This is a genomic window from Mariniflexile fucanivorans, assembly GCF_004341235.1.
GTDB classification, from domain to species: domain Bacteria; phylum Bacteroidota; class Bacteroidia; order Flavobacteriales; family Flavobacteriaceae; genus Mariniflexile; species Mariniflexile fucanivorans.
The window spans coordinates 1-19,436 of record NZ_SLUP01000016.1; the positions used below are offsets into that span (position 1 = coordinate 1).

A 19,436-nucleotide genomic window follows, 5' to 3' on the forward strand; every position below is an offset into this window, starting at 1 on the left:
AAAGGAAATAATCATAATTTCGTTTTACGTTACTAACGTCAAAGATAAGTAAAATATTTTAATTTGCAACGGATTTTCTCAAATGTTGCCTAACGTTGTTGTGTATGGGCAGGAAAGGGGTTGATTTCACTGACCATTTGGGTTAATAATTAATTTTTTATGCACTTTTTTTTGCGGCAGGTGCTTACTCCTTTATTGCTTATACACGGTGTTACCTGCTGTACTTTTTTTTGTCCGTTGTCATTTTAAATCCGTAGTTTAGGTTTTTAATCTACCTATCTATGTTTATAATAGTTAATTGTGGCGAAACCAAGAATATTATTAATTCCAGACAAGTTACGTTTATTACTGACACATCTCCAAGACGCACTATACGTTTTTCTGATGGTAATAGTATCCAAGTCAACGAGTCTTTTCAGGAGCTTGCTGAACTATTGCACGACCAGGAAGATTAGCTTTTAGTTCGTCTAGCAATACAATAGCAGTTTGATAACAAAGTCCGTTTAACTGTTTTGATATATTGTTTAATAAAGCACTGTAGTTTTCTTTGTCCATTAGTTTAGGTTTTAAAATTCGTTTTTATGAAGTTATTAATTTAGATTGTCAGTCAGACGTAACAGTTGTGTATTGCTTGTAATTCAGATGTCTGATTGTTTTTTATTACCTTGTCTAAAATTTTATATTATGACTTACGAACAAGCACTTGAAGAACAGATTAAATTAAAAAATCATTTGGATTTAGTTAGTCGAGGTTATTATGTTGTCAGGGTTGTTCCAAAAAACTTTGCTGATTATCTTAAATTCTTAAAAGCAATAAAAAGTCAAAATGCTATCTACGATAATGTGAAATCTTATAGTTCTGATGATGACTACCAAGTGATGTCTTTACCTATGTCTTCTAGTGATTATCTTTAATGTGCTCTATATAATTTTCTAACTTTTCTTTTGATTCCGACAGAGGTTTGTCAAAAGTCATTTTCTCTCGGTTGAAGAAGTCGACTTCTATTTTAGAGTTAAATGTGCCTTCTAGTTTTAGTATTGGCTGTATTAGATGTTTCTGCTCAAATTCTAATACTATCTTATTTAGGTGAGTTTGTAAAATAGATTGTAATTCCGCCCATTGCTCTTTGGTGTAGTCAATTGAGTTTTTACTGAGAGTGTCGATTTGCATAAGTCATTGTTTTCTCACAACGTTTTATTGTTTCCGTATTGCAGGTAACGTTTAGTATATGAAAAGTAGGCGATTACGAAGCACAAAACTTTCGGTTAGACACAGAGTTTGACACGAGCCAAAAGCCTTGATTTTACTGCTATTTCGCCTATTTTTTATATACATTGTTAGCCACAGTGGATAGAGCGGTCAATGTGAGCCACCTTCAGCGGATAAAAGTGAGCATAGCAATAATTATTGCAAACCCGTTTGTAGTTTAGGCTGAAATGAGTTTTTAAGTGGCTCAAAAATTTCTGTTTTAAGTGGTTCGCTTTAACCGGTTTTGCAGCTTATAACAAAGATGACATGTTTTTAGTTATGGAAATTAGGAACCATTCAGGAATAGATTTTGAAATTGATTACTTGAATGTCTCAAGAGTGCAGGGTAATAAAAAGCGCTAGGCTTCTTACCAAAGTTTAGAGCAAGAGGTCATTTTTAGATTAACGACAATTTTTGCTTAAACACAACATTTAGTCTTGATCCGTCATTTATAAGCACGACATGCCAGAAGCTGTCGGAAACAATAGTGTCAAACGATTGGTTTATGTACTTCCGAAATTTGTTTTAAGTGAGAATGAGAAATTATATATTGACTTAAAAGAACTTAAGGGTAGCAGGACAATTACCTTAAAGACCAAGTTATTAATTTGAGGTATTTCCAATATCTTGTTGATTAAATTTAAGTCTCTTTCTTAAAGCTTTCATATCATCACTTACTTTCCTGTCTAATATTTTTGCATAATGCTGGGTCGTTTTTAATGATTTATGACCGAGCATTTTACTTACCGATTCAATTGGGACGCCATTACTTAATGTAATGGACGTTGCAAAGGTGTGTCTAGCCAAATGAAACGTTAGATTTTTTGTTATTCCACAAACATCGGCAATTTCCTTAAGGTAAGCATTCATTTTTTGATTACTCAAAACGGGTATTAAGCATTTACTATTTATTATATCAGGATGGGATTTATACTTGTCTATAATGGCATCGGCTATGGGTAAAATGGGAATGTTGCTCCTTGTATCGGTTTTTGTTCTTTTGGTTTTTATCCAGCGCTCTCCATCCATTCCAATAACAATATCGTTACTTGATAATTTTTTAACATCTGAATAAGCCAATCCAGTAAAACAACTAAAAATGAATATGTCCCTCACTAACTCCAAGCGTGAAATATTGACGTCCTTTTCTATTATTTTTTGAACTTCCCACTCACTTAAAAATTCTCGTTCTACAGTTTTCCATTTGGCTTTCCAAAGAAAAAAGGGATCCTTAGTTATCCAATCATTTGCATATGCAATCCTTATGATTTTTTTGAAGTTGGTCAGGTATTTAGTAATTGTGTTTTGGTTAGCAGTAATCTCTGTTTTTAGAAAATACTCAAACCCATTTATGAATTTTAAATCTACATCCTGAACAAAAATATCATTCAGGTGATATTCTTTTTGGATATAATTCTTTAAATGGTTACATGTTCTTTCATAACGTTTAAAACAACCCGAAGAATAATTTTTTCCAACTAATTTTTCTATTTGGTTATTATGCTCATAGAAAATTTTTAAAAGTGTTTTTCTTGCACTGTTTTTGTTAAGGAAAGTATTTTTAATCATTAAAGAAGTAAAAGGTTTATCTTCTATTAAGAACTTTTCTTGGATTTTATAGATTTTGGCACTGATGGCGTTTATGTATCTGTTAATTCCGTAGGCTTCTTCATTATTTCCAATCATTCTTCCTGCAATAGAGTTCCATTTTGAGGGGTCAATTTTTCGCTGAATGCTTAATTCACTGCGTTTGCCATTAACCGTAATTCTAAGATAAATGGAAACTTTTCCGTCTTTGCTTATGCTGTTTCCTTTTGGAAAAAATAATAATGAAAATCTATCATTCATAATTGATATCTATTTATATGATTAAGTTACAGAATTTTTGATTAAACACAAATTGTAATATGTTAAAAATCAATATTTTAACCCTTATTCGGTGCGTGCTTTTTAAAAATTCAGAACACGCACCTATTAGCCCACCTTTTAGATGGAATTATTTGATATCAATTGAAGACAATAAAAATGAAAAAGCCTGAAAACATTATGTTTTCAGGCTTTTTGAATAATTCTAGAAGTGTTCTAGTGACCGGGCTGGGATTCGAACCCAGGACCCTTTCATTAAAAGTGAAATGCTCTACCAGCTGAGCTACCAGGTCGGTTTTTTTATTGTGCTATCGTGTTGTTGTTAGCGGGTGCAAATATAAAACCTATTTTTAAAAAAACAAGCCTTTTTTAAAAGAAATTTTCGTTTTTTTGCATCACTTAAACGTATGTTTTTAATAATCAATTTGTAACAAAATAAAATGGTTGTAATTTTAATTGGATATATGGCTTCTGGCAAGTCTACTTTGGGAAGAATTTTAGCAAAAAAACTAAACTATGAGTTTTTAGATTTGGATGATTTTATTGAAAAAAAAGAAAATGCTGCTGTAAGTGATATTTTTAACTTGAAAGGAGAAATACATTTTAGAGCCTTAGAAACACAATATTTAAAAGAATTATTAGCTTCAAAAAATAATTTAGTCTTGTCTCTAGGAGGTGGTACACCCTGTTATAGTAATAATATGGAAACCATTTTGAATGCCGATAATACTAAAAGCATTTATTTAAAAGCATCAATACCTACTTTAATTACTAGATTGAAGAATGAAAAGAGTACGCGCCCTTTAATTGCCCATATTGAAACCGACGATTTGTTGGCTGAGTTTATTGGGAAACATCTTTTTGAACGCTCGCAATTTTATAGTTTAGCAAATGCGACTATAACAACCGATAATAAAATAGCAAATGATATTGTAGAGGAATTGGTGTTGCAACTATTCTAAAGAAACTTCAAAATTTTTGCCTTCAAGTACAACGGTTACATGTTCGTGTAAAGAGGTTGAAAGTGAAATTCCTTTAAAATCGGCCTTTACAGGGTATTTTTTATGGTTTCTATTTACTAATACAGCTGTTTTAAATTGTTTCAATGGTACATCTAAAAAATGCTTCACACCATAAATTAATGTGGTTCCAGAATTTAAAACATCATCAACCAATACTAACGATTTGTTTTCATAATCTTCAACAGGAATAGACGTTTTTATGGGCGAATGCGGATTTTTTTTATCAATACTCACTTTACATAAAACAGGATTAATATCTGATATTTTTTGGAGTACCGTTTTTAATTTTTTAGCAAAAATATAGCCGTTACTATCTATACCAGCTAAAACAACCTCTTTTTCATTAACATTGTTTTCATAAATTTGAAACGCAATACGTCTTATTTTATGGGTAATCTCATCATGGTTTAGTATCACATTGTTCATAGCGAATGCATTTTTTTCAAAAGATAAAATTAGTCTTTTTTACCTGTTTCTTTTCGTTTTTTTAAAGGAAATAGTTTTTTTATTTTTGGTTTTTGTGTTTGGAATTTGGAATTTTCTTTTTTTTGGAATTCAACATATAAGTAGTTTATTCTTCCGAATCATCGTCCTTAAAATCATCAATATCTCTCCGGTCTTTTTTAGTAGGTCTGCCAACGCCTTTTTTTCTATAATAATCTTTCGAGTATTTTAAAAGTTCGTTTGCCTCAAACTGTTCTTTAGGTGTAGTGTCGGTTCTATAAATATCAACTAATTTGGCACCAACTCTACTTTCAGGAATATCATTAACAGTTAATCGGTAATTAATTTGGTCCTTTCTTAACTCAATAATATCTTGTGCATAAACTTCACGACTAGGTTTTACTATTTCTTGGTTTACACGAATATGCCCTTTTCTACAAGCCGTTGTAGCAAGGGTTCTCGTTTTATAATACCTAACACACCATAAATACTTGTCTATACGCATATAATTAATATTAAAAACTACGTTAATGTTGTTATGCAAAATTATATTTAAATCGTATCTTGCGGCTCAAAAATAAGGAATATTGAAACATTCTTAAAGGGATATTAAATCTTTAATAAAAGGATATGCTAAGATTGTTTCAGGCAAGCTATTAAAAATAAAATAAAGACATGAATTTAAGAAAATTAAGCTTATATCTGTTATGTTTAACTATAGGAATTGTATCCTGCAAAAAAGATGATGATCCTACTACTGTTCTAGTTGAAATAGAAGATAGAGATGTACAACAGCTTAAAGACATGGATTCTCTGAATAAATATTTAGACACTCATTATTACAACTCTGAAGAATTAGCTTCTTTGGGTACAAATGTTAGTATTTCTGATATCGTTATTGGGGAATTAGGAGAAGATGAGACAGTAGCAGATATACCAGTTGGATTTACCTTACTAAGAACCGCTGTTGGGGCGCCTAAAACAACCACTTATGCAGATACCGGCTATGAGTATTATGTGCTTAAATTAAACCAAGGTGGTGGTAGTGATTCACCTAAATTTTGTGATAGAATCCGTTTCAATTACGAAGGTTTTACTTTAGATGACGTGGTTTTTGATTATTCTGTACATCCAATAGATAGCGATTTAGTTGGAGATGGTGGAGTAACTTCTTATGGACTTATTACTGGTTGGAATAAAGTCATGCCCGATTTTAATACTGCTGAAGGTTATATTGAAAATGGTGATGGTACAGTTACTTATGTGAATAAAGGGGTAGGTATTATGTTTTTGCCTTCTGGATTGGCTTACTTTTCAAGTGCAACTACAGGAATTGTTTCCTATTCTCCAATAATTTTTAAGTTTGAATTATTACAAATGTCACAAAACGATCATGATGGTGATGGTGTTCCTTCATATCTTGAAGATCTACCTAATTCTAATGGAGTAAGAGATAGCCAATTCACAGTAAATTATGATGATTTAACTGATGCTACAGATGATGATACCGATGGCGATGGCACCCCAGATTACATTGATACAGATGATGACGGCGATGGTATTTCAACCATTAATGAAGACATTAACAATGATGGCGACCCCACCAATGATGATTCAAACGGTAACGGGATTCCTAATTATTTAGACAACACCGATATAATTAAAAAGGTAACGACTTAATCAAAAAGTATAATACTAAAAAACCTCGCTATTAGCGAGGTTTTTGTTTTATATAACAGTTTTTATAGTAATAACGACAAACTTAAAATTAACTGTTCAGGTCTAGTATCCAACCTATCTTTTTCACTAATATTACTGTTTATGAATTTAGCTTCGTTTTTACTAAATCCACGCTCGTATCTTAAATCAATTCCAACTTTATTAAAGTTAAGTCCAATACCAAAATTTAGCCCAATTGAAAATTCATCTTTCACATCATTTATATTAATACCGCCAAATTCGCTATCTAATATGTATTGTATAGATGGGCCTCCAAAAACACTTAGCGGGCCTAATACTTTTACACCTACTAATAATGGGGCGTCTAGTTTTTGCATTTCAAAAGTATCGTCAGTATAATCACTTTTTGTGCTTGTGTAAACTAGTTCAGGTCTAAAATAAATTTGGTTACCAATTTTTCCAAATACACCAACATGGTAACCAACATTTCTATCAGGGTGTTGTACATTATCTCCAATAGATTCAAAGTAATTACCATTGGCATTGTAATTTAACCCGCCTTTTAAACCAAATCCAGTACCAGATTGGGCGTAAGTGTATGATAATGTAGATACTAAAAATAAAACTAGTAAAGCTGTTTTTTTGCTAGCGTTCAATTTACTTTTTAAGTGTTTCATAATGTTCGTTTTAAATTAGAATTAGGTTTTTCCATCTTATTTTCAAAAATATATAATCCATCAACCTTATTTATTATATAATTTTTCTAGTTTTTTATATAATACAAACAAATTTGGCCTCTAAATTCTATAATAATTTCAATAAGATGTTTACATGCAATCAAAAACGCTGCCAAAAGCAAATTATTTTCTTTTCATTACAATCAATATCATTTCCCAGTTAATTATCTTTGCCAACCAAAGTGCTATTTTATATTTTTTTATAGCAAATTATAAAAGTGATAAAATTTTTAGATGAAATTTGAATTAAAAGCGAAAGACACCCAAAGTAAAGCAAGAGCAGGAACGATAACCACCGATCATGGTACTATTGAAACACCTATTTTTATGCCGGTTGGTACTGTAGGAACTGTAAAAGGAGTGCACCAACGCGAATTAAAAAATGATATTAATCCAGATATTATTTTAGGAAACACGTATCATTTATACCTACGCCCTCAAACGGATATTATTGAAAAAGCGGGCGGACTTCATAAGTTTATGAATTGGGATCGGAATATTTTAACCGATTCTGGTGGCTACCAAGTATATTCGCTTTCGGCAAATAGAAAAATTAAAGAAGAAGGTGTTAAGTTTAAATCGCATATAGATGGCAGTTACCATACGTTTACACCAGAAAATGTGATGGAAATTCAACGTACTATTGGAGCAGATATTATTATGGCTTTTGATGAATGTACGCCTTACCCATGCGATTATAATTATGCAAAACGCTCCATGCACATGACGCATCGTTGGTTAGACAGATGCATCAATCATCTAGAAAAAACACCTTTAAAATACGATTATAACCAAGCATTTTTTCCTATTGTTCAAGGAAGTACCTATAAAGATTTACGAAAACAATCTGCCGAATATATAGCGAATGCTGGTGCTTTTGGGAATGCAATTGGAGGACTTTCAGTGGGTGAACCTGCTGAAGAGATGTATGCCATGACCGAAATTGTAACCGCTATTTTACCCGAAAATAAACCCAGATATTTAATGGGAGTTGGTACCCCTATCAATATTTTAGAAAATATAGCGTTAGGTATTGATATGTTCGATTGTGTGATGCCAACAAGAAATGCCAGAAATGGCATGTTGTTTACGGCGCATGGTACTATTAATATTAAAAACAAAAAATGGGAAGCCGATTTTTCACCTGTTGACGCAATGGGAATTACCTTTGTAGATACCGAATATACCAAAGCATATTTAAGACATTTATTTACTGTAAATGAATTGTTAGGAAAACAAATTGCTACCATTCATAATCTAGGATTTTATTTGTGGTTGGTTCGCGAAGCAAGAAAACATATATTAGCAGGAGATTTTACAACTTGGAAAGATCAAATGGTAAAACAAATGGATAATAGATTATAAGTAAAAAGCAGAAAGTTTAAATTTATTTCAACTCAACGACTTAACAACTCAACAACAAACATCAATTGAAAATACTAGACTGGTACATATTAAAACGCTATTTATTTACATTTTTAATGATGTTGCTACTGTTTATACCCATTGGAATAACGGTGCATCTCGCAGAAAAAATTGGTAAAATTTTAGAAAATGATGTGCCAATTGGAGAGGTCATGATATACTTTTATCATTTCACCATCTATTTTGCACATCTTCTATTTCCACTATTTTTATTCTTATCGGTAATCTGGTTTACATCCAAATTAGCCAATAATACAGAGATTATTGCCTTTTTAAGCTCAGGCGTATCGTTTTCCAGATTTTTACGTCCCTATATGTATGGAGCTACTATTGTAGCGATATTATCTATTTTATTAGGTCTTTTCTTAGCACCAAAAGCGAGTGAGGGTTTCAATGATTTTACCTATAAATATCTTAAAAAAGGGAAAACAGCTTTTGAGGAAACGGACCAAAATGTTTTTAGGCAAATTAATGACAACGACATAATTTATGTGAGTAGTTTTGATGTAGCTAACAAAAATGGAAGTAATTTTACTTTGGAACACTTTGAAAAGAATAAATTAAAATATAAAATTACAGCTAATAATATTAGATATATTGAAGAAGATACCACCTACAGATTATCCAATTATGTTAAAAGAACAATAGGTGAAAATGAAGATGAATTAGAAATTCTTACTACTAAAGACACACTTTTTGCTTTTGATGTAGACGATTTAATACCTGTAATATACGCAGCTGAAACAAAAATGTATGGTGATTTAAAGCAATTTATAGCAAAGGAAGAGGCGAGAGGTTCCTCAAATGTGGGGCGGTTTAAATTGGTATTGTACAGAAAATGGAGTTTGCCCGTTTCAGTATTTATTTTAACTATTATAGCCGTGGCAGTATCTTCTATAAAACGCCGTGGTGGTATGGGCGTTAATTTGGCAGTTGGTATTTGTATTGCGATGGTTTTTGTGTTTTTTGATAAAATTTTTGGTGTTATGGCAGAGCAATCAGATTTTTCACCCATCATAGCTGTTTGGTTTCCTAATGTTATTTTTGGCGTTCTCGCCATTTTCCTTCTGCGCAATGCTAAACGTTAAAATAAAAAACCATTTACATCTTCATTTCTTAGTTTTTATAGCCGGTTTTACAGCTATTTTAGGAGAGTTAATCACCATTACTGCTATTCCTTTAGTTTGGTTTAGAATGGTAATGGCATCTATTTTAATTTTTATTTACATTAAAATTGCCAAGGTTAATATAAAAATTAATCCTAAATCTATTGTAAGGCTATCTATTGCAGGTGTTATTATTGCCTTACATTGGATTACGTTTTTTGGAGCTATCGATGCTTCAAATGTATCTATTACACTAGCTATGTTTTCTTGTGGCGCTTTTTTTGCGTCTTTAATAGAGCCTTTAATTTATAAACGCCGTATTATTTGGTACGAAATTCTATTTGGAATTATCGTAATTATAGGAGTTTTTATAATTACGAGAAGCGAAATAAAATACATAACCGGAATCATTTTAGGCATTACATCAGCGTTTTTATCGTCGCTTTTCGCTGTGTTGAATGGTAGTTTTTTAAAACAGCATACAGCTACCGTTATTTCGTTTTACGAATTTTTAAGTGGTGTTTTATTTGTTTCTATTTACATTGCGATTTTTGGAGGAGGTTTTTCATCCGATTTTTTTATTTTAAGCTTTTCAGATTATGGTTACTTATTTATTTTAGCCTCCATTTGTACCGCTTATGCATTTATTGCCGCTGTACATGTTATGAAGGTAATCAGTCCATACACCGTGGTCCTCAGTTATAATATGGAACCTGTTTATGGTATTTTTATGGCAGTTATTTTGTTTCCAGAGAAAGAATATATGAGTAGCACTTTTTATTATGGTGCTATCGTAATTATTATCACGGTATTACTAAATGCCATTCTAAAAAATATAAGATTGATAAAACGTAAGTACGCTTAAATTTATACGAAAATTAAAGTTTTTATATATTCTTTTAGAATGCTTACTTTTGTACTTTAGTTTAAGAAATCCAATATTTTTTGTTTTTTTTCCATTTAAAATGAAAAAATATGTAGGTTTGTACACTAACTTAAGATTAATAGCCAAAATTAAATTCTCATGGAATATTTAGAATTTGAACTCCCAATAAAAGAACTTGAAGACCAATTACTGAAATGTAAAATTATTGGTGAAGAAAGTGAAGTAGATGTTACTGAAACATGTGCTAATATTGCGAAAAAATTAACAGCCACTCAAAAAGAAATTTATAAAAACCTAACACCTTGGCAACGGGTACAAATGTCTCGCCATCCAGATAGACCTTATGTTTTAGATTACATTCGTGCTATTTGTGGTGAATCTTTTTTAGAACTTCACGGTGATAGAAGTTTTAAAGACGATAAAGCCATGATAGGTGGTTTAGGTAAAATTGGCGACCAAAGTTTTATGTTTATTGGGCAACAAAAAGGCTTCAATACTAAAACGCGTCAATACAGAAACTTCGGTATGGCAAACCCAGAAGGGTATAGAAAAGCATTGCGTTTAATGAAATCTGCCGAAAAATTTGGAATTCCTGTAGTAACGCTTATCGATACTCCGGGCGCTTTTCCAGGTTTGGAAGCTGAAGAACGCGGACAAGGTGAAGCCATTGCAAGAAATATTTTAGAAATGACTCGTTTAAAAGTGCCAATTATTACCATTATTGTAGGTGAAGGAGCTTCAGGTGGGGCTTTAGGTATAGGTGTAGGCGATGTAGTTTTAATGCTTGAAAATACTTGGTATTCGGTAATTTCTCCAGAATCATGTTCTTCCATTTTATGGCGCAGCTGGGAGTTTAAAGAACAAGCAGCCGATGCTCTAAAATTAACAGCTAGCGATATGAAAAAACAAAAGCTGGTTGATGAAATTATTAAAGAACCATTAGGTGGAGCACATAGAGATAGAGAAAAAACATTTTCAGCGGTTAGCAGTGCCATTATTAAATCGTTTGAAGATCTAAAAAACTTATCACCAAAAGATTTAGTAACTAAACGTATGGATAAATATTGCCAAATGGGTGTGTTTAAAGGCTAATACGTTTAATAACATAACATCACAAAATCTGAGGCTTCATGCTTCAGATTTTTTTTTGTGTTGTTCACAATATTTACAAGTTGTTAACAGTTAAATTGTTAACGACTAGTTAACAATCATAAATCATTTTTTAATTAAAAAACGTTCTTTTTAGTTACTTTCGCAGTTATGAAGCAACCCGACCAAATAAGAGGATTTAAAGTTGACAAGAGTACATTGATTAGTCTTGAGAAGGGTAAAATACCGCCTCAAGCACTTGATTTAGAAGAAGTTGTACTTGGTGCGATGATGATCGATAAGAAAGGTGTAGATGAAGTTATCGATATTTTAAGTCCAGATGCTTTTTATAAAGAAGCGCATCAACACATATTTAGCGCTATCTTTCAGTTGTTTGAAAATAGCGAACCTGTCGACTTATTAACCGTTTCAACACAGCTAAAGAAGAATGCTAAGTTAGAACTCGCTGGTGGCGATTTTTACCTTATTTCCTTAACCCAAAAGGTGTCTTCTTCGGCACATATTGAGTTTCATGCACGTATCATTTTACAAAAATTTATTCAGCGAAGTTTAATTAAAATTTCAAGTGAAATTATTGAAGCTTCTTATGATGAAACTAAAGATGTTTTCGATTTATTAGACCAAGCCGAATCAAAATTATACGAAGTTACCCAAGGAAATATTAAAAAATCGAGTGAAACTGCTCAAGATTTAGTAATTCAAGCTAAAAAGAAAATTGAGGAAATTTCAAACAAAGAAGGACTTAGTGGTATTCCAACAGGGTTTAATAAATTGGATAAATTAACCTCGGGTTGGCAACCATCCGATTTAATTATTATCGCTGCCCGTCCTGGTATGGGTAAAACAGCATTAACCTTGTCTATGGCACGAAATATTGCGGTAGATCAAAATATACCCGTAGCGTTTTTCTCGTTAGAGATGGCTTCGGTACAGTTAATTACCCGTTTAATTTCTAGTGAAACAGGCTTGTCTTCTGAAAAATTAAGAACAGGAAAATTAGAAAAGCACGAGTGGGAACAACTAAACGTGAAGGTAAAAGGTCTTGAAAAAGCACCGCTTTTTATTGATGATACCCCATCACTTTCTATTTTCGATTTACGTGCAAAAGCGCGTCGATTATCATCACAACATGGTATTAAACTTATCATGATTGATTATTTACAGTTAATGACGGGTGGAAGTAACCATGGAGGAAACCGTGAACAGGAAATTTCGATGATTTCCAGAAACCTTAAAGCATTGGCAAAAGAACTTAATGTTCCGGTAATAGCGCTTTCGCAATTATCGCGTGCGGTTGAAACGCGTGGGGGTAGTAAACGCCCGCTACTTTCAGATTTACGTGAATCGGGTGCGATTGAGCAAGATGCGGATATTGTAAGTTTTATTTATAGACCTGAATACTACAAAATTGACGAATGGGATGATGAAGAACGTTCACCAACTGAAGGTCAAGGAGAGTTTATTGTCGCCAAACACCGTAATGGTGGTTTAGAAAACATTCGTTTGAAATTTATTGGGCACTTAGGTAAGTTCGATAATTTAGATGATTTCGATTCGCCGTTCGAGTTCCATTCTAAAATGAATGCAGCTTCAAATGATGATACGTTTAAAACGGATAACTTTAAAGCCAGTCCAGACCAAGCATTTGGTAGTTCGTTTAACGACGATGATGATAACGACGTACCGTTTTAAATCTAATCTTCTGTTAAACTAATTTTAGAAAGAAGAAATTTTAAGTATCTTTCAACGTAAATATGTGTGCTTAGTCATTTCGATGGAGGAACGACTGAGAAATCACATTAAGTTTAGCCACAAATTTTGAAAAAGATATTTTTTACACTATTTTTTATAGTTATCGGTTTAAAAACCTACGCATCCTACATTCTCATTCCTATGGATGTAGATAGTCAAAAAAATCACTTAAAAGCATACGGATTAACTTATTGGGTTTTAAATAAAGAACAAAAAGTTAAATGGTTGCTTAATTTTCGTGGTGGGTCTTTTTTGTTACCCGATACACAAGAAATTCAACAGGAATGTCAAATTCGAGGTATTTCGTTTGAAGTACTTTCCGATTCCAAAACCGAAAGTATTTTAGAAGATATAAGTAGTCCTAGCCAAAATATGGAAGCGGTGGTGCTAGAAAAAGCACCTAAAATCGCAGTGTACACCCCTAAAGGAAAATTGCCATGGGACGATGCTGTAACCATGGTTTTAAAATATGCTGAAATACCTTATGAAACCGTTTATGATGAAGAAGTACTAAACGATGGTCTTTTAGCATTCGATTGGTTGCATTTACATCATGAAGATTTTACAGGACAGTACGGAAAATTTTATGGGGCTTACAAAGCAGCATCGTGGTATATTGAAGAGAAAAAAGAGGCTGAAGCCTTGGCTACAAAATTAGGCTATGATAAAGTTTCAGAAGAAAAATTAGCAGTTGCTTTAAAAATTAGAGATTATGTTATTGGTGGCGGTTTTATGTTTGCCATGTGTAGTGCTGCCGATAGTTTTGATATTGCTTTATCTGCCGAAGGTATCGATATTTGCGAACCCATGTTTGATGGAGATGGAACCGATTCTGGTTATCAAAATAAAATTGACTACAATAAAACCTTTGCCTTTACAAATTACACTTTAGAACGTAGCCCCAATGTTTATGAGTTTTCATCTATTGATATGACTCAAAAAAGATTCGTTTCTAAAACTTCTGATTATTTTTCATTAATGGAGTTTTCAGCTAAATGGGATCCCATTCCAACCATGTTATGCCAAAATCATACGGCGTTGGTTAAAGGTTTTATGGGACAAACTACGGCATTTACCAGAGATGAAATAAAATCGAATGTGTTGGTAATGGGTGAAACAAAATCTAATGGCGAAGCGAAATATATTCACGGTATAAAAGGAAAAGGTTTTTTTACTTTCTATGGTGGTCATGATCCTGAAGACTATCAACATAGGGTAGGAGATGCCAAAACAGAACTCGATTTGCACCCAACATCTCCAGGATACAGGTTAATTTTAAACAACGTATTATTTCCTGCCGCTAGAAAGAAAAAGCAGAAAACTTGATTTTTCATTTGATTTTTTAGGGTTTAATACCCCGAGGCTTGCCTCGTCTTCATTTATGGAATTTGGAATTTCCTTTTTTTTTTGGAATTTAAAACCTAGTGGGCTTGCCCTGAGATAGTTTATTCTACATCTTCAATAATAACCACACGTTTAAAAATATAAATAAACCCATCTGCTCCAGTACCGGTTGTAGTTATATTTTGGTCTATTACTAATTCGGTTTCGTTAAATGTGAATTTACCAAATTCATTAGAATCTATCACAAGAAACGACTTATCATCTTCACCTTCAACTTCAACTATGGTAACAGAGTACGTATATGTTCCTGTATCAAGCCCATCTTCTATTTCTGCTGTATTTGTGTTGTTAATTTTTAATTGGTCTGTATCTTCATTAAATGTCCAAATAATTTCATTTAAATTAAAATCATTGTCAACGCCTGCTATACCACCACTAACATTTGTAAGATGCCAATAGGTTTTATAAACTTGGTCTTTAATTTCGTTATCACCTTCAAGAGAACAATTGGTTAATGTTGCAAAGCTTAAAAATGCTATTATAATGGAATACTTCATTTTTCGTTTTTTTTAATTTGGGTTGTTATGTTGTAGATGATAAAATTCTTAAATGGTTGCGTGACAAAACCAAAAAAACATATTTCTTTCATACTTTTATAACTGTAAATTATAAATATTAAAATGAATTTTTTTCAAAAACAGATAAAACTGAAACCTTATTCAAGAGGTTTTCATTTAATTACAGACGCAGTTGAAGAGGCAATTCCTGAAATAAGACAAATAAAAATAGGGCAATTACAGGTATTTATTAAGCATACATCTGCAAGTTTAACTATTAATGAAAATGCCGATTTTACAGTTAGAGAAGATTTTGAAAGTCATTTTAATAAGATGGTTCCTGAAAATGCACCGTATTACAAACATACTTATGAAGGTTCTGATGATATGCCAGCGCATATTAAAGCATCATTATTGGGATCTTCAATACAAATACCAATTACCAGTGGTAAATTAAATTTAGGAATTTGGCAAGGAATTTATCTTTGTGAACATAGAAATTATGGAGGTTCAAGGCAGTTAGTTATTACTGCTTTTGGGGTATAAAGCAAAAAAAATCCGATTCGTTTGAATCGGATTTTTAATATATTAAGCGAATATAATATGTTTTACAATAGGCGAAAACGCCTTATTTTACTTTCTCGATTACGGCTTTAAAAGCCTCAGGGTTGTTCATCGCTAAATCTGCTAAAACCTTACGGTTTAATTCAATATCATTAGCTTTTAATTTTCCCATAAATTGAGAATAAGATAATCCATGTATTCTAGCTCCTGCGTTAATACGCGCTATCCATAATCCACGGAATGTTCTCTTTTTGTTTCTACGGTCTCTGTACGAATATAACATCGCTTTGTCAACCGCATTTTTTGCTACTGTCCAAACGTTTTTACGACGTCCGAAAAAGCCTTTTGCTTGTTTTAGAACCTTTTTTCTACGGGCTCTTTTTGCTACAGAATTTACTGATCTTGGCATAATTTTAATTGTTTTTTTGTAGTAGGCGGTCGATAATCGACACTTTGTTGTTTTATAAATCGCAAATCAAAAATCTACAATCGTTAATCTTGTGGCCTAACTCCAGGGTTTATAATTTATTTTAACCGGTTAAAAAGTTGTTACTTTAAACGTAACATTATTTTAACATTATTCTCATCCGCCTTGTCTACTAAGGTATCATGCGTTAGAGCGAGCTTGCGTTTTTTAGACTTCTTTGTTAAGATGTGACTTTTAAATGCGTGCTTTCTTTTTATCTTACCAGTACCAGTTAGCTTAAAGCGTTTTTTGGCACTAGATTTTGTTTTCATTTTAGGCATTTTCTTTTCCTAGGTTTTAATTAATTCGCTTAATTATTTTTATGCTGAATGTTAATCAACTTTTTCTATTTTTTTGGAGCAATAAACATAGTCATACGTTTACCTTCCAATTGTGGCATTTGCTCTACTTTTCCAAATTCCTCGAGGTCTTGAGCTAATCTTAGTAATAAAATTTGACCTTGTTCTTTAAACACAATGGAACGACCTTTAAAGAATACAAACGCTTTTAGTTTGGCGCCTTCTTTTAAGAACTTTTCAGCATGTTTCTTTTTAAAGTCATAATCATGATCATCTGTTTGCGGACCAAAACGTATTTCTTTAATAATAACTTTGGTTGCTTTCGATTTTATGGCCTTATCACGTTTCTTTTGTTCATAAAGAAACTTTTTATAGTCCATAACTTTACAAACAGGTGGGTCTGCGTTAGGAGAAATCTCAACTAAATCTAATTCTTGCTCTTTTGCTATTCTCATAGCATCACCTTTGGTATAAATACCAATTTCAACATTTTCACCTACAAGGCGAACGTTGGGTGAACTAATTTTAGAGTTAATTTTATGTTTATCCTCTTGTGAAACCCTTTTAGCGGGTTGCGATTTTCTTCTAATTGCTATGGCTGTATAATTTTAAGTTAAACTTATTTTAAAACGGTTTTAACGTTTTGTTTATTTCCTTTTTTATAATTTCAGAGAAGTCTTTTATTGAAATCATACCTAAATCTTCTCCACCGTGCATACGCACTGTAATTTTGTTTTCTTGTTCCTCTTGCTCCCCAATAATAATCATATACGGGTGTTTTTGCATTTCGGCCTCCCGTATTTTCTTGCCTATGGTTTCATTTCTATGGTCTACAAGGGCGCGAATTTCGTCATTTTCTAGCAAATTTAAAACTTTTTCAGCGTATTTTTCATATTTCTCACTAATTGACAGTATAATAGCCTGTGTTGGCATCAACCAAAGCGGGAAATTACCAGCTGTATGCTCTAATAAAATAGCTATAAATCGTTCCATGCTTCCAAAAGGAGCACGGTGAATCATCACCGGTCTGTGCAATTCATTATCGCTACCTTTATATGTTAAGTTGAAACGCTCTGGTAAATTATAATCTACTTGAATAGTTCCTAATTGCCATTGTCTGCCTAAAGCATCCTTCACCATAAAATCCAATTTCGGACCATAAAATGCTGCTTCACCAGTTTTAACAGTGTAGTTTAAACCTTTATCAATCGTAGCACTCATAATAGCATTTTCAGCTTTTTCCCAATTTTCAAGGCTGCCTATGTATTTATCCGGATTTTCAGGATCTCTTAAGGATACTTGCGCTGTAAAGTTTTCAAAACCTAACGATCCGAATACATAAAGTACTAGGTCAATCACATTTTTAAACTCAGTATCCAATTGTTCTGGTGTACAAAATAAGTGAGCATCATCTTGAGTAAAGCCTCTAACACGAGTTAACCCGTGTAATTCACCACTCTGTTCGTATCTATAAACGGTACCAAATTCAGCATAACGAATAGGTAAATCTTTATAACTCCATTGGCTGTTGTTATAAATTTCACAGTGATGCGGGCAGTTCATAGGTTTTAATAAAAACTCTTCACCTTCTTTTGGAGTACTTATAGGCTGAAAGCTATCGGCACCATATTTTGCGTAATGCCCAGAAGTAACATATAATTCTTTTTGTCCAATATGAGGTGTTATCACCATTTCATATCCAGCTTTCTTTTGTGCGGCTTTCAAAAAGTTTTCCAAGCGTTCGCGTAAAGCGGCACCTTTAGGTAACCATAAAGGTAAACCTGCACCCACTTTTTGCGAAAAGGTAAATAATTCTAATTCTTTACCAAGTTTTCTATGGTCACGTTTTTTTGCTTCTTCTAGTAACTCTAAATATTCAGTAAGTTCCTTTTGTTTAGGAAACGATATACCATATATACGTGTTAATTGCGGATTATTTTCATTTCCTCTCCAATAAGCACCAGCAACACTCAGTACTTTTGCAGCTTTTATAATACCAGTATTTGGTATATGTCCACCACGGCACAAATCGGTAAAAGTCGAATGGTCGCAAAAAGTAATCGTACCATCTTCTAAGTTTTCAATAAGCTCCGTTTTAAACTCATTACCTTTATATAGTCGTAAAGCCTCTGCTTTTGTTGCCGAACGCATTTTAAACTCATGTTTACCTCTAGCAATTTCTAGCATTTTATCCTCAATTACTTTAAAGTCTTTTTCCGAAATGCTTATATCACCAAAATCTACATCATAATAAAACCCATTTTCAATAGCAGGACCAATAGTAAGCTTCACACCAGGGTACAATTCTTCAACGGCCTGTGCCAAAACGTGTGCAGATGAATGCCAAAAAGCCGTTTTACCCTCTGTATCATTCCAAGTATATAAAACTAGCGAGCCATCCGTCGTCAATACCGTTTCCGTTTCCACAGTTGTACCATTAAAATTTGCCGAAATTACGTTTCTAGCAAATCCTTCACTAATGCTTTTCGCAACGTCCATTGGTGTCACGTTTTCTTCAAACGTTTTCACGCTACCATCGGGTAATGTAATATGTATCATTAATATAATTTTAATTCAGGCTGCAAAGATAGTAGTATAAACAAATACATACAATATATATATAGGTATAATTTTTATAAAATTCATTTTGGCGTTTCCCCGAAAAAAATCGGGGTCGGGCTATGCGTTCCAAGTCCTCGCTCCCGCGCTTATGCGCGGTTCGCTGTGGGCTTTCCACTGCTATCCCTAACGCGCTCGTCAACAAAGTGCACTATATAAGTGGAGAGGGCACCCCGTTTTTTCAAGGTCCATTACATACGGTATAAACAAAAAAACAGCCCACAAACTATTTTTGTTGCCCCAAAGCAAACGATCCGCCTCCATTTTCCGCGCCCAACCCACCCAAGTTGCATCACCAAAACCCCGTCA

The 19,436-nt window shown here is 32.9% G+C and carries 21 protein-coding genes and 1 tRNA gene; 10 read left to right on the forward strand and 12 right to left on the reverse strand.

The window, feature by feature from the left end; all coding sequences use genetic code 11:
- Positions 1–402: 402 nt before the first annotated feature.
- Positions 403–555, reverse strand: coding sequence for a hypothetical protein (locus EV196_RS20005; protein WP_165876214.1), 153 nt, complete (start codon positions 553–555; stop codon positions 403–405).
- Between the two features lie 129 nt (positions 556–684).
- Between EV196_RS20005 and EV196_RS19525 the strand changes: the two genes are divergently transcribed.
- On the forward strand, positions 685–915 hold the full coding sequence (locus tag EV196_RS19525; protein WP_132219470.1) for a hypothetical protein: 231 nt from the start codon (positions 685–687) through the stop codon (positions 913–915).
- Here EV196_RS19525 and EV196_RS19530 read toward each other — a convergent pair.
- From EV196_RS19530 to EV196_RS19545, 3 genes are all read right to left on the reverse strand, one after another.
- Positions 899–1,171, reverse strand: a complete 273-nt coding sequence (locus EV196_RS19530; RefSeq protein WP_132219471.1) for a hypothetical protein — start codon at positions 1,169–1,171, stop codon at positions 899–901. The genes EV196_RS19525 and EV196_RS19530 overlap by 17 nt on opposite strands.
- A gap of 682 nt (positions 1,172–1,853) precedes the next feature.
- Positions 1,854–3,098 carry a site-specific integrase gene (locus tag EV196_RS19540; protein ID WP_132219472.1) on the reverse strand — a complete coding sequence of 415 codons (1,245 nt, stop codon included), beginning with the start codon at positions 3,096–3,098 and terminating at the stop codon, positions 1,854–1,856.
- A 238-nt stretch (positions 3,099–3,336) separates the two neighbouring features.
- Positions 3,337–3,409: transfer RNA gene (locus EV196_RS19545), tRNA-Lys, on the reverse strand.
- A gap of 147 nt (positions 3,410–3,556) precedes the next feature.
- Here EV196_RS19545 and EV196_RS19550 point away from each other — a divergent pair.
- A complete protein-coding gene (locus EV196_RS19550; RefSeq protein WP_132219473.1) occupies positions 3,557–4,078 on the forward strand; it encodes a shikimate kinase in 522 nt (173 codons plus the stop codon).
- Here EV196_RS19550 and EV196_RS19555 read toward each other — a convergent pair.
- Positions 4,070–4,564 (reverse strand): phosphoribosyltransferase family protein, encoded by a 495-nt coding sequence (locus EV196_RS19555; protein ID WP_132219474.1) that lies wholly within the window; start codon positions 4,562–4,564, stop codon positions 4,070–4,072. The two genes, EV196_RS19550 and EV196_RS19555, sit on opposite strands and share 9 nt — an antisense overlap.
- A 145-nt stretch (positions 4,565–4,709) precedes the next feature.
- The gene (locus EV196_RS19560) at positions 4,710–5,087 is read right to left on the reverse strand and encodes an RNA-binding S4 domain-containing protein (protein WP_132219475.1); all 378 of its coding nucleotides are present in this window, start codon (positions 5,085–5,087) and stop codon (positions 4,710–4,712) included.
- A 170-nt stretch (positions 5,088–5,257) separates the two neighbouring features.
- Between EV196_RS19560 and EV196_RS19565 the strand changes: the two genes are divergently transcribed.
- The gene (locus EV196_RS19565; RefSeq protein ID WP_132219476.1) at positions 5,258–6,262 is read left to right on the forward strand and encodes an FKBP-type peptidyl-prolyl cis-trans isomerase; all 1,005 of its coding nucleotides are present in this window, start codon (positions 5,258–5,260) and stop codon (positions 6,260–6,262) included.
- A 62-nt stretch (positions 6,263–6,324) separates the two neighbouring features.
- Here EV196_RS19565 and EV196_RS19570 read toward each other — a convergent pair whose 3' ends face one another.
- The gene (locus EV196_RS19570; protein WP_132219477.1) at positions 6,325–6,939 is read right to left on the reverse strand and encodes an outer membrane beta-barrel protein; all 615 of its coding nucleotides are present in this window, start codon (positions 6,937–6,939) and stop codon (positions 6,325–6,327) included.
- Positions 6,940–7,233: 294 nt separating this feature from the next.
- Between EV196_RS19570 and tgt the strand changes: the two genes are divergently transcribed.
- From tgt to EV196_RS19600, 6 genes are all read left to right on the forward strand, one after another.
- Positions 7,234–8,364 carry a tRNA guanosine(34) transglycosylase Tgt gene (tgt, locus tag EV196_RS19575; protein ID WP_132219478.1) on the forward strand — a complete coding sequence of 377 codons (1,131 nt, stop codon included), beginning with the start codon at positions 7,234–7,236 and terminating at the stop codon, positions 8,362–8,364.
- A gap of 65 nt (positions 8,365–8,429) precedes the next feature.
- Positions 8,430–9,512 (forward strand): LptF/LptG family permease, encoded by a 1,083-nt coding sequence (locus EV196_RS19580; RefSeq protein ID WP_132219479.1) that lies wholly within the window; start codon positions 8,430–8,432, stop codon positions 9,510–9,512.
- The gene (locus EV196_RS19585) at positions 9,499–10,395 is read left to right on the forward strand and encodes a DMT family transporter (RefSeq protein ID WP_132219480.1); all 897 of its coding nucleotides are present in this window, start codon (positions 9,499–9,501) and stop codon (positions 10,393–10,395) included. Before EV196_RS19580 ends, EV196_RS19585 begins: the two co-directional genes overlap by 14 nt.
- Positions 10,396–10,554: 159 nt before the next feature.
- Positions 10,555–11,508 carry an acetyl-CoA carboxylase carboxyltransferase subunit alpha gene (locus tag EV196_RS19590; protein ID WP_132219481.1) on the forward strand — a complete coding sequence of 318 codons (954 nt, stop codon included), beginning with the start codon at positions 10,555–10,557 and terminating at the stop codon, positions 11,506–11,508.
- Between the two features lie 168 nt (positions 11,509–11,676).
- Positions 11,677–13,218: a replicative DNA helicase gene (gene dnaB, locus EV196_RS19595; protein WP_132219482.1), complete on the forward strand. Its 1,542-nt coding sequence runs from the start codon at positions 11,677–11,679 to the stop codon at positions 13,216–13,218.
- A 201-nt stretch (positions 13,219–13,419) separates the two neighbouring features.
- The gene (locus tag EV196_RS19600; RefSeq protein ID WP_132219489.1) at positions 13,420–14,604 is read left to right on the forward strand and encodes an asparagine synthetase B; all 1,185 of its coding nucleotides are present in this window, start codon (positions 13,420–13,422) and stop codon (positions 14,602–14,604) included.
- Positions 14,605–14,723: 119 nt separating this feature from the next.
- On the opposite strand, the gene EV196_RS19605 is transcribed toward EV196_RS19600, so the two are convergent.
- Positions 14,724–15,179 carry a hypothetical protein gene (locus EV196_RS19605; RefSeq protein WP_132219483.1) on the reverse strand — a complete coding sequence of 152 codons (456 nt, stop codon included), beginning with the start codon at positions 15,177–15,179 and terminating at the stop codon, positions 14,724–14,726.
- A gap of 123 nt (positions 15,180–15,302) precedes the next feature.
- Between EV196_RS19605 and EV196_RS19610 the strand changes: the two genes are divergently transcribed.
- Positions 15,303–15,725 carry a secondary thiamine-phosphate synthase enzyme YjbQ gene (locus tag EV196_RS19610; protein ID WP_132219484.1) on the forward strand — a complete coding sequence of 141 codons (423 nt, stop codon included), beginning with the start codon at positions 15,303–15,305 and terminating at the stop codon, positions 15,723–15,725.
- An 82-nt stretch (positions 15,726–15,807) separates the two neighbouring features.
- On the opposite strand, the gene rplT is transcribed toward EV196_RS19610, so the two are convergent.
- The 4 genes from rplT to thrS all read right to left on the reverse strand — a co-directional run bounded on the left by rplT (position 15,808) and on the right by thrS (position 19,067).
- Positions 15,808–16,152, reverse strand: a complete 345-nt coding sequence (gene rplT / locus EV196_RS19615) for a 50S ribosomal protein L20 (protein ID WP_132219485.1) — start codon at positions 16,150–16,152, stop codon at positions 15,808–15,810.
- A gap of 140 nt (positions 16,153–16,292) precedes the next feature.
- Complete coding sequence (gene rpmI / locus EV196_RS19620) at positions 16,293–16,490, reverse strand: 50S ribosomal protein L35 (RefSeq protein WP_132219486.1); 198 nt, start codon at positions 16,488–16,490, stop codon at positions 16,293–16,295.
- Between the two features lie 65 nt (positions 16,491–16,555).
- Positions 16,556–17,104, reverse strand: coding sequence for a translation initiation factor IF-3 (infC, locus tag EV196_RS19625; RefSeq protein WP_207902883.1), 549 nt, complete (start codon positions 17,102–17,104; stop codon positions 16,556–16,558).
- A 28-nt stretch (positions 17,105–17,132) separates the two neighbouring features.
- Positions 17,133–19,067 carry a threonine--tRNA ligase gene (gene thrS, locus EV196_RS19630; RefSeq protein ID WP_132219488.1) on the reverse strand — a complete coding sequence of 645 codons (1,935 nt, stop codon included), beginning with the start codon at positions 19,065–19,067 and terminating at the stop codon, positions 17,133–17,135.
- Positions 19,068–19,436 lie beyond the last annotated feature (369 nt).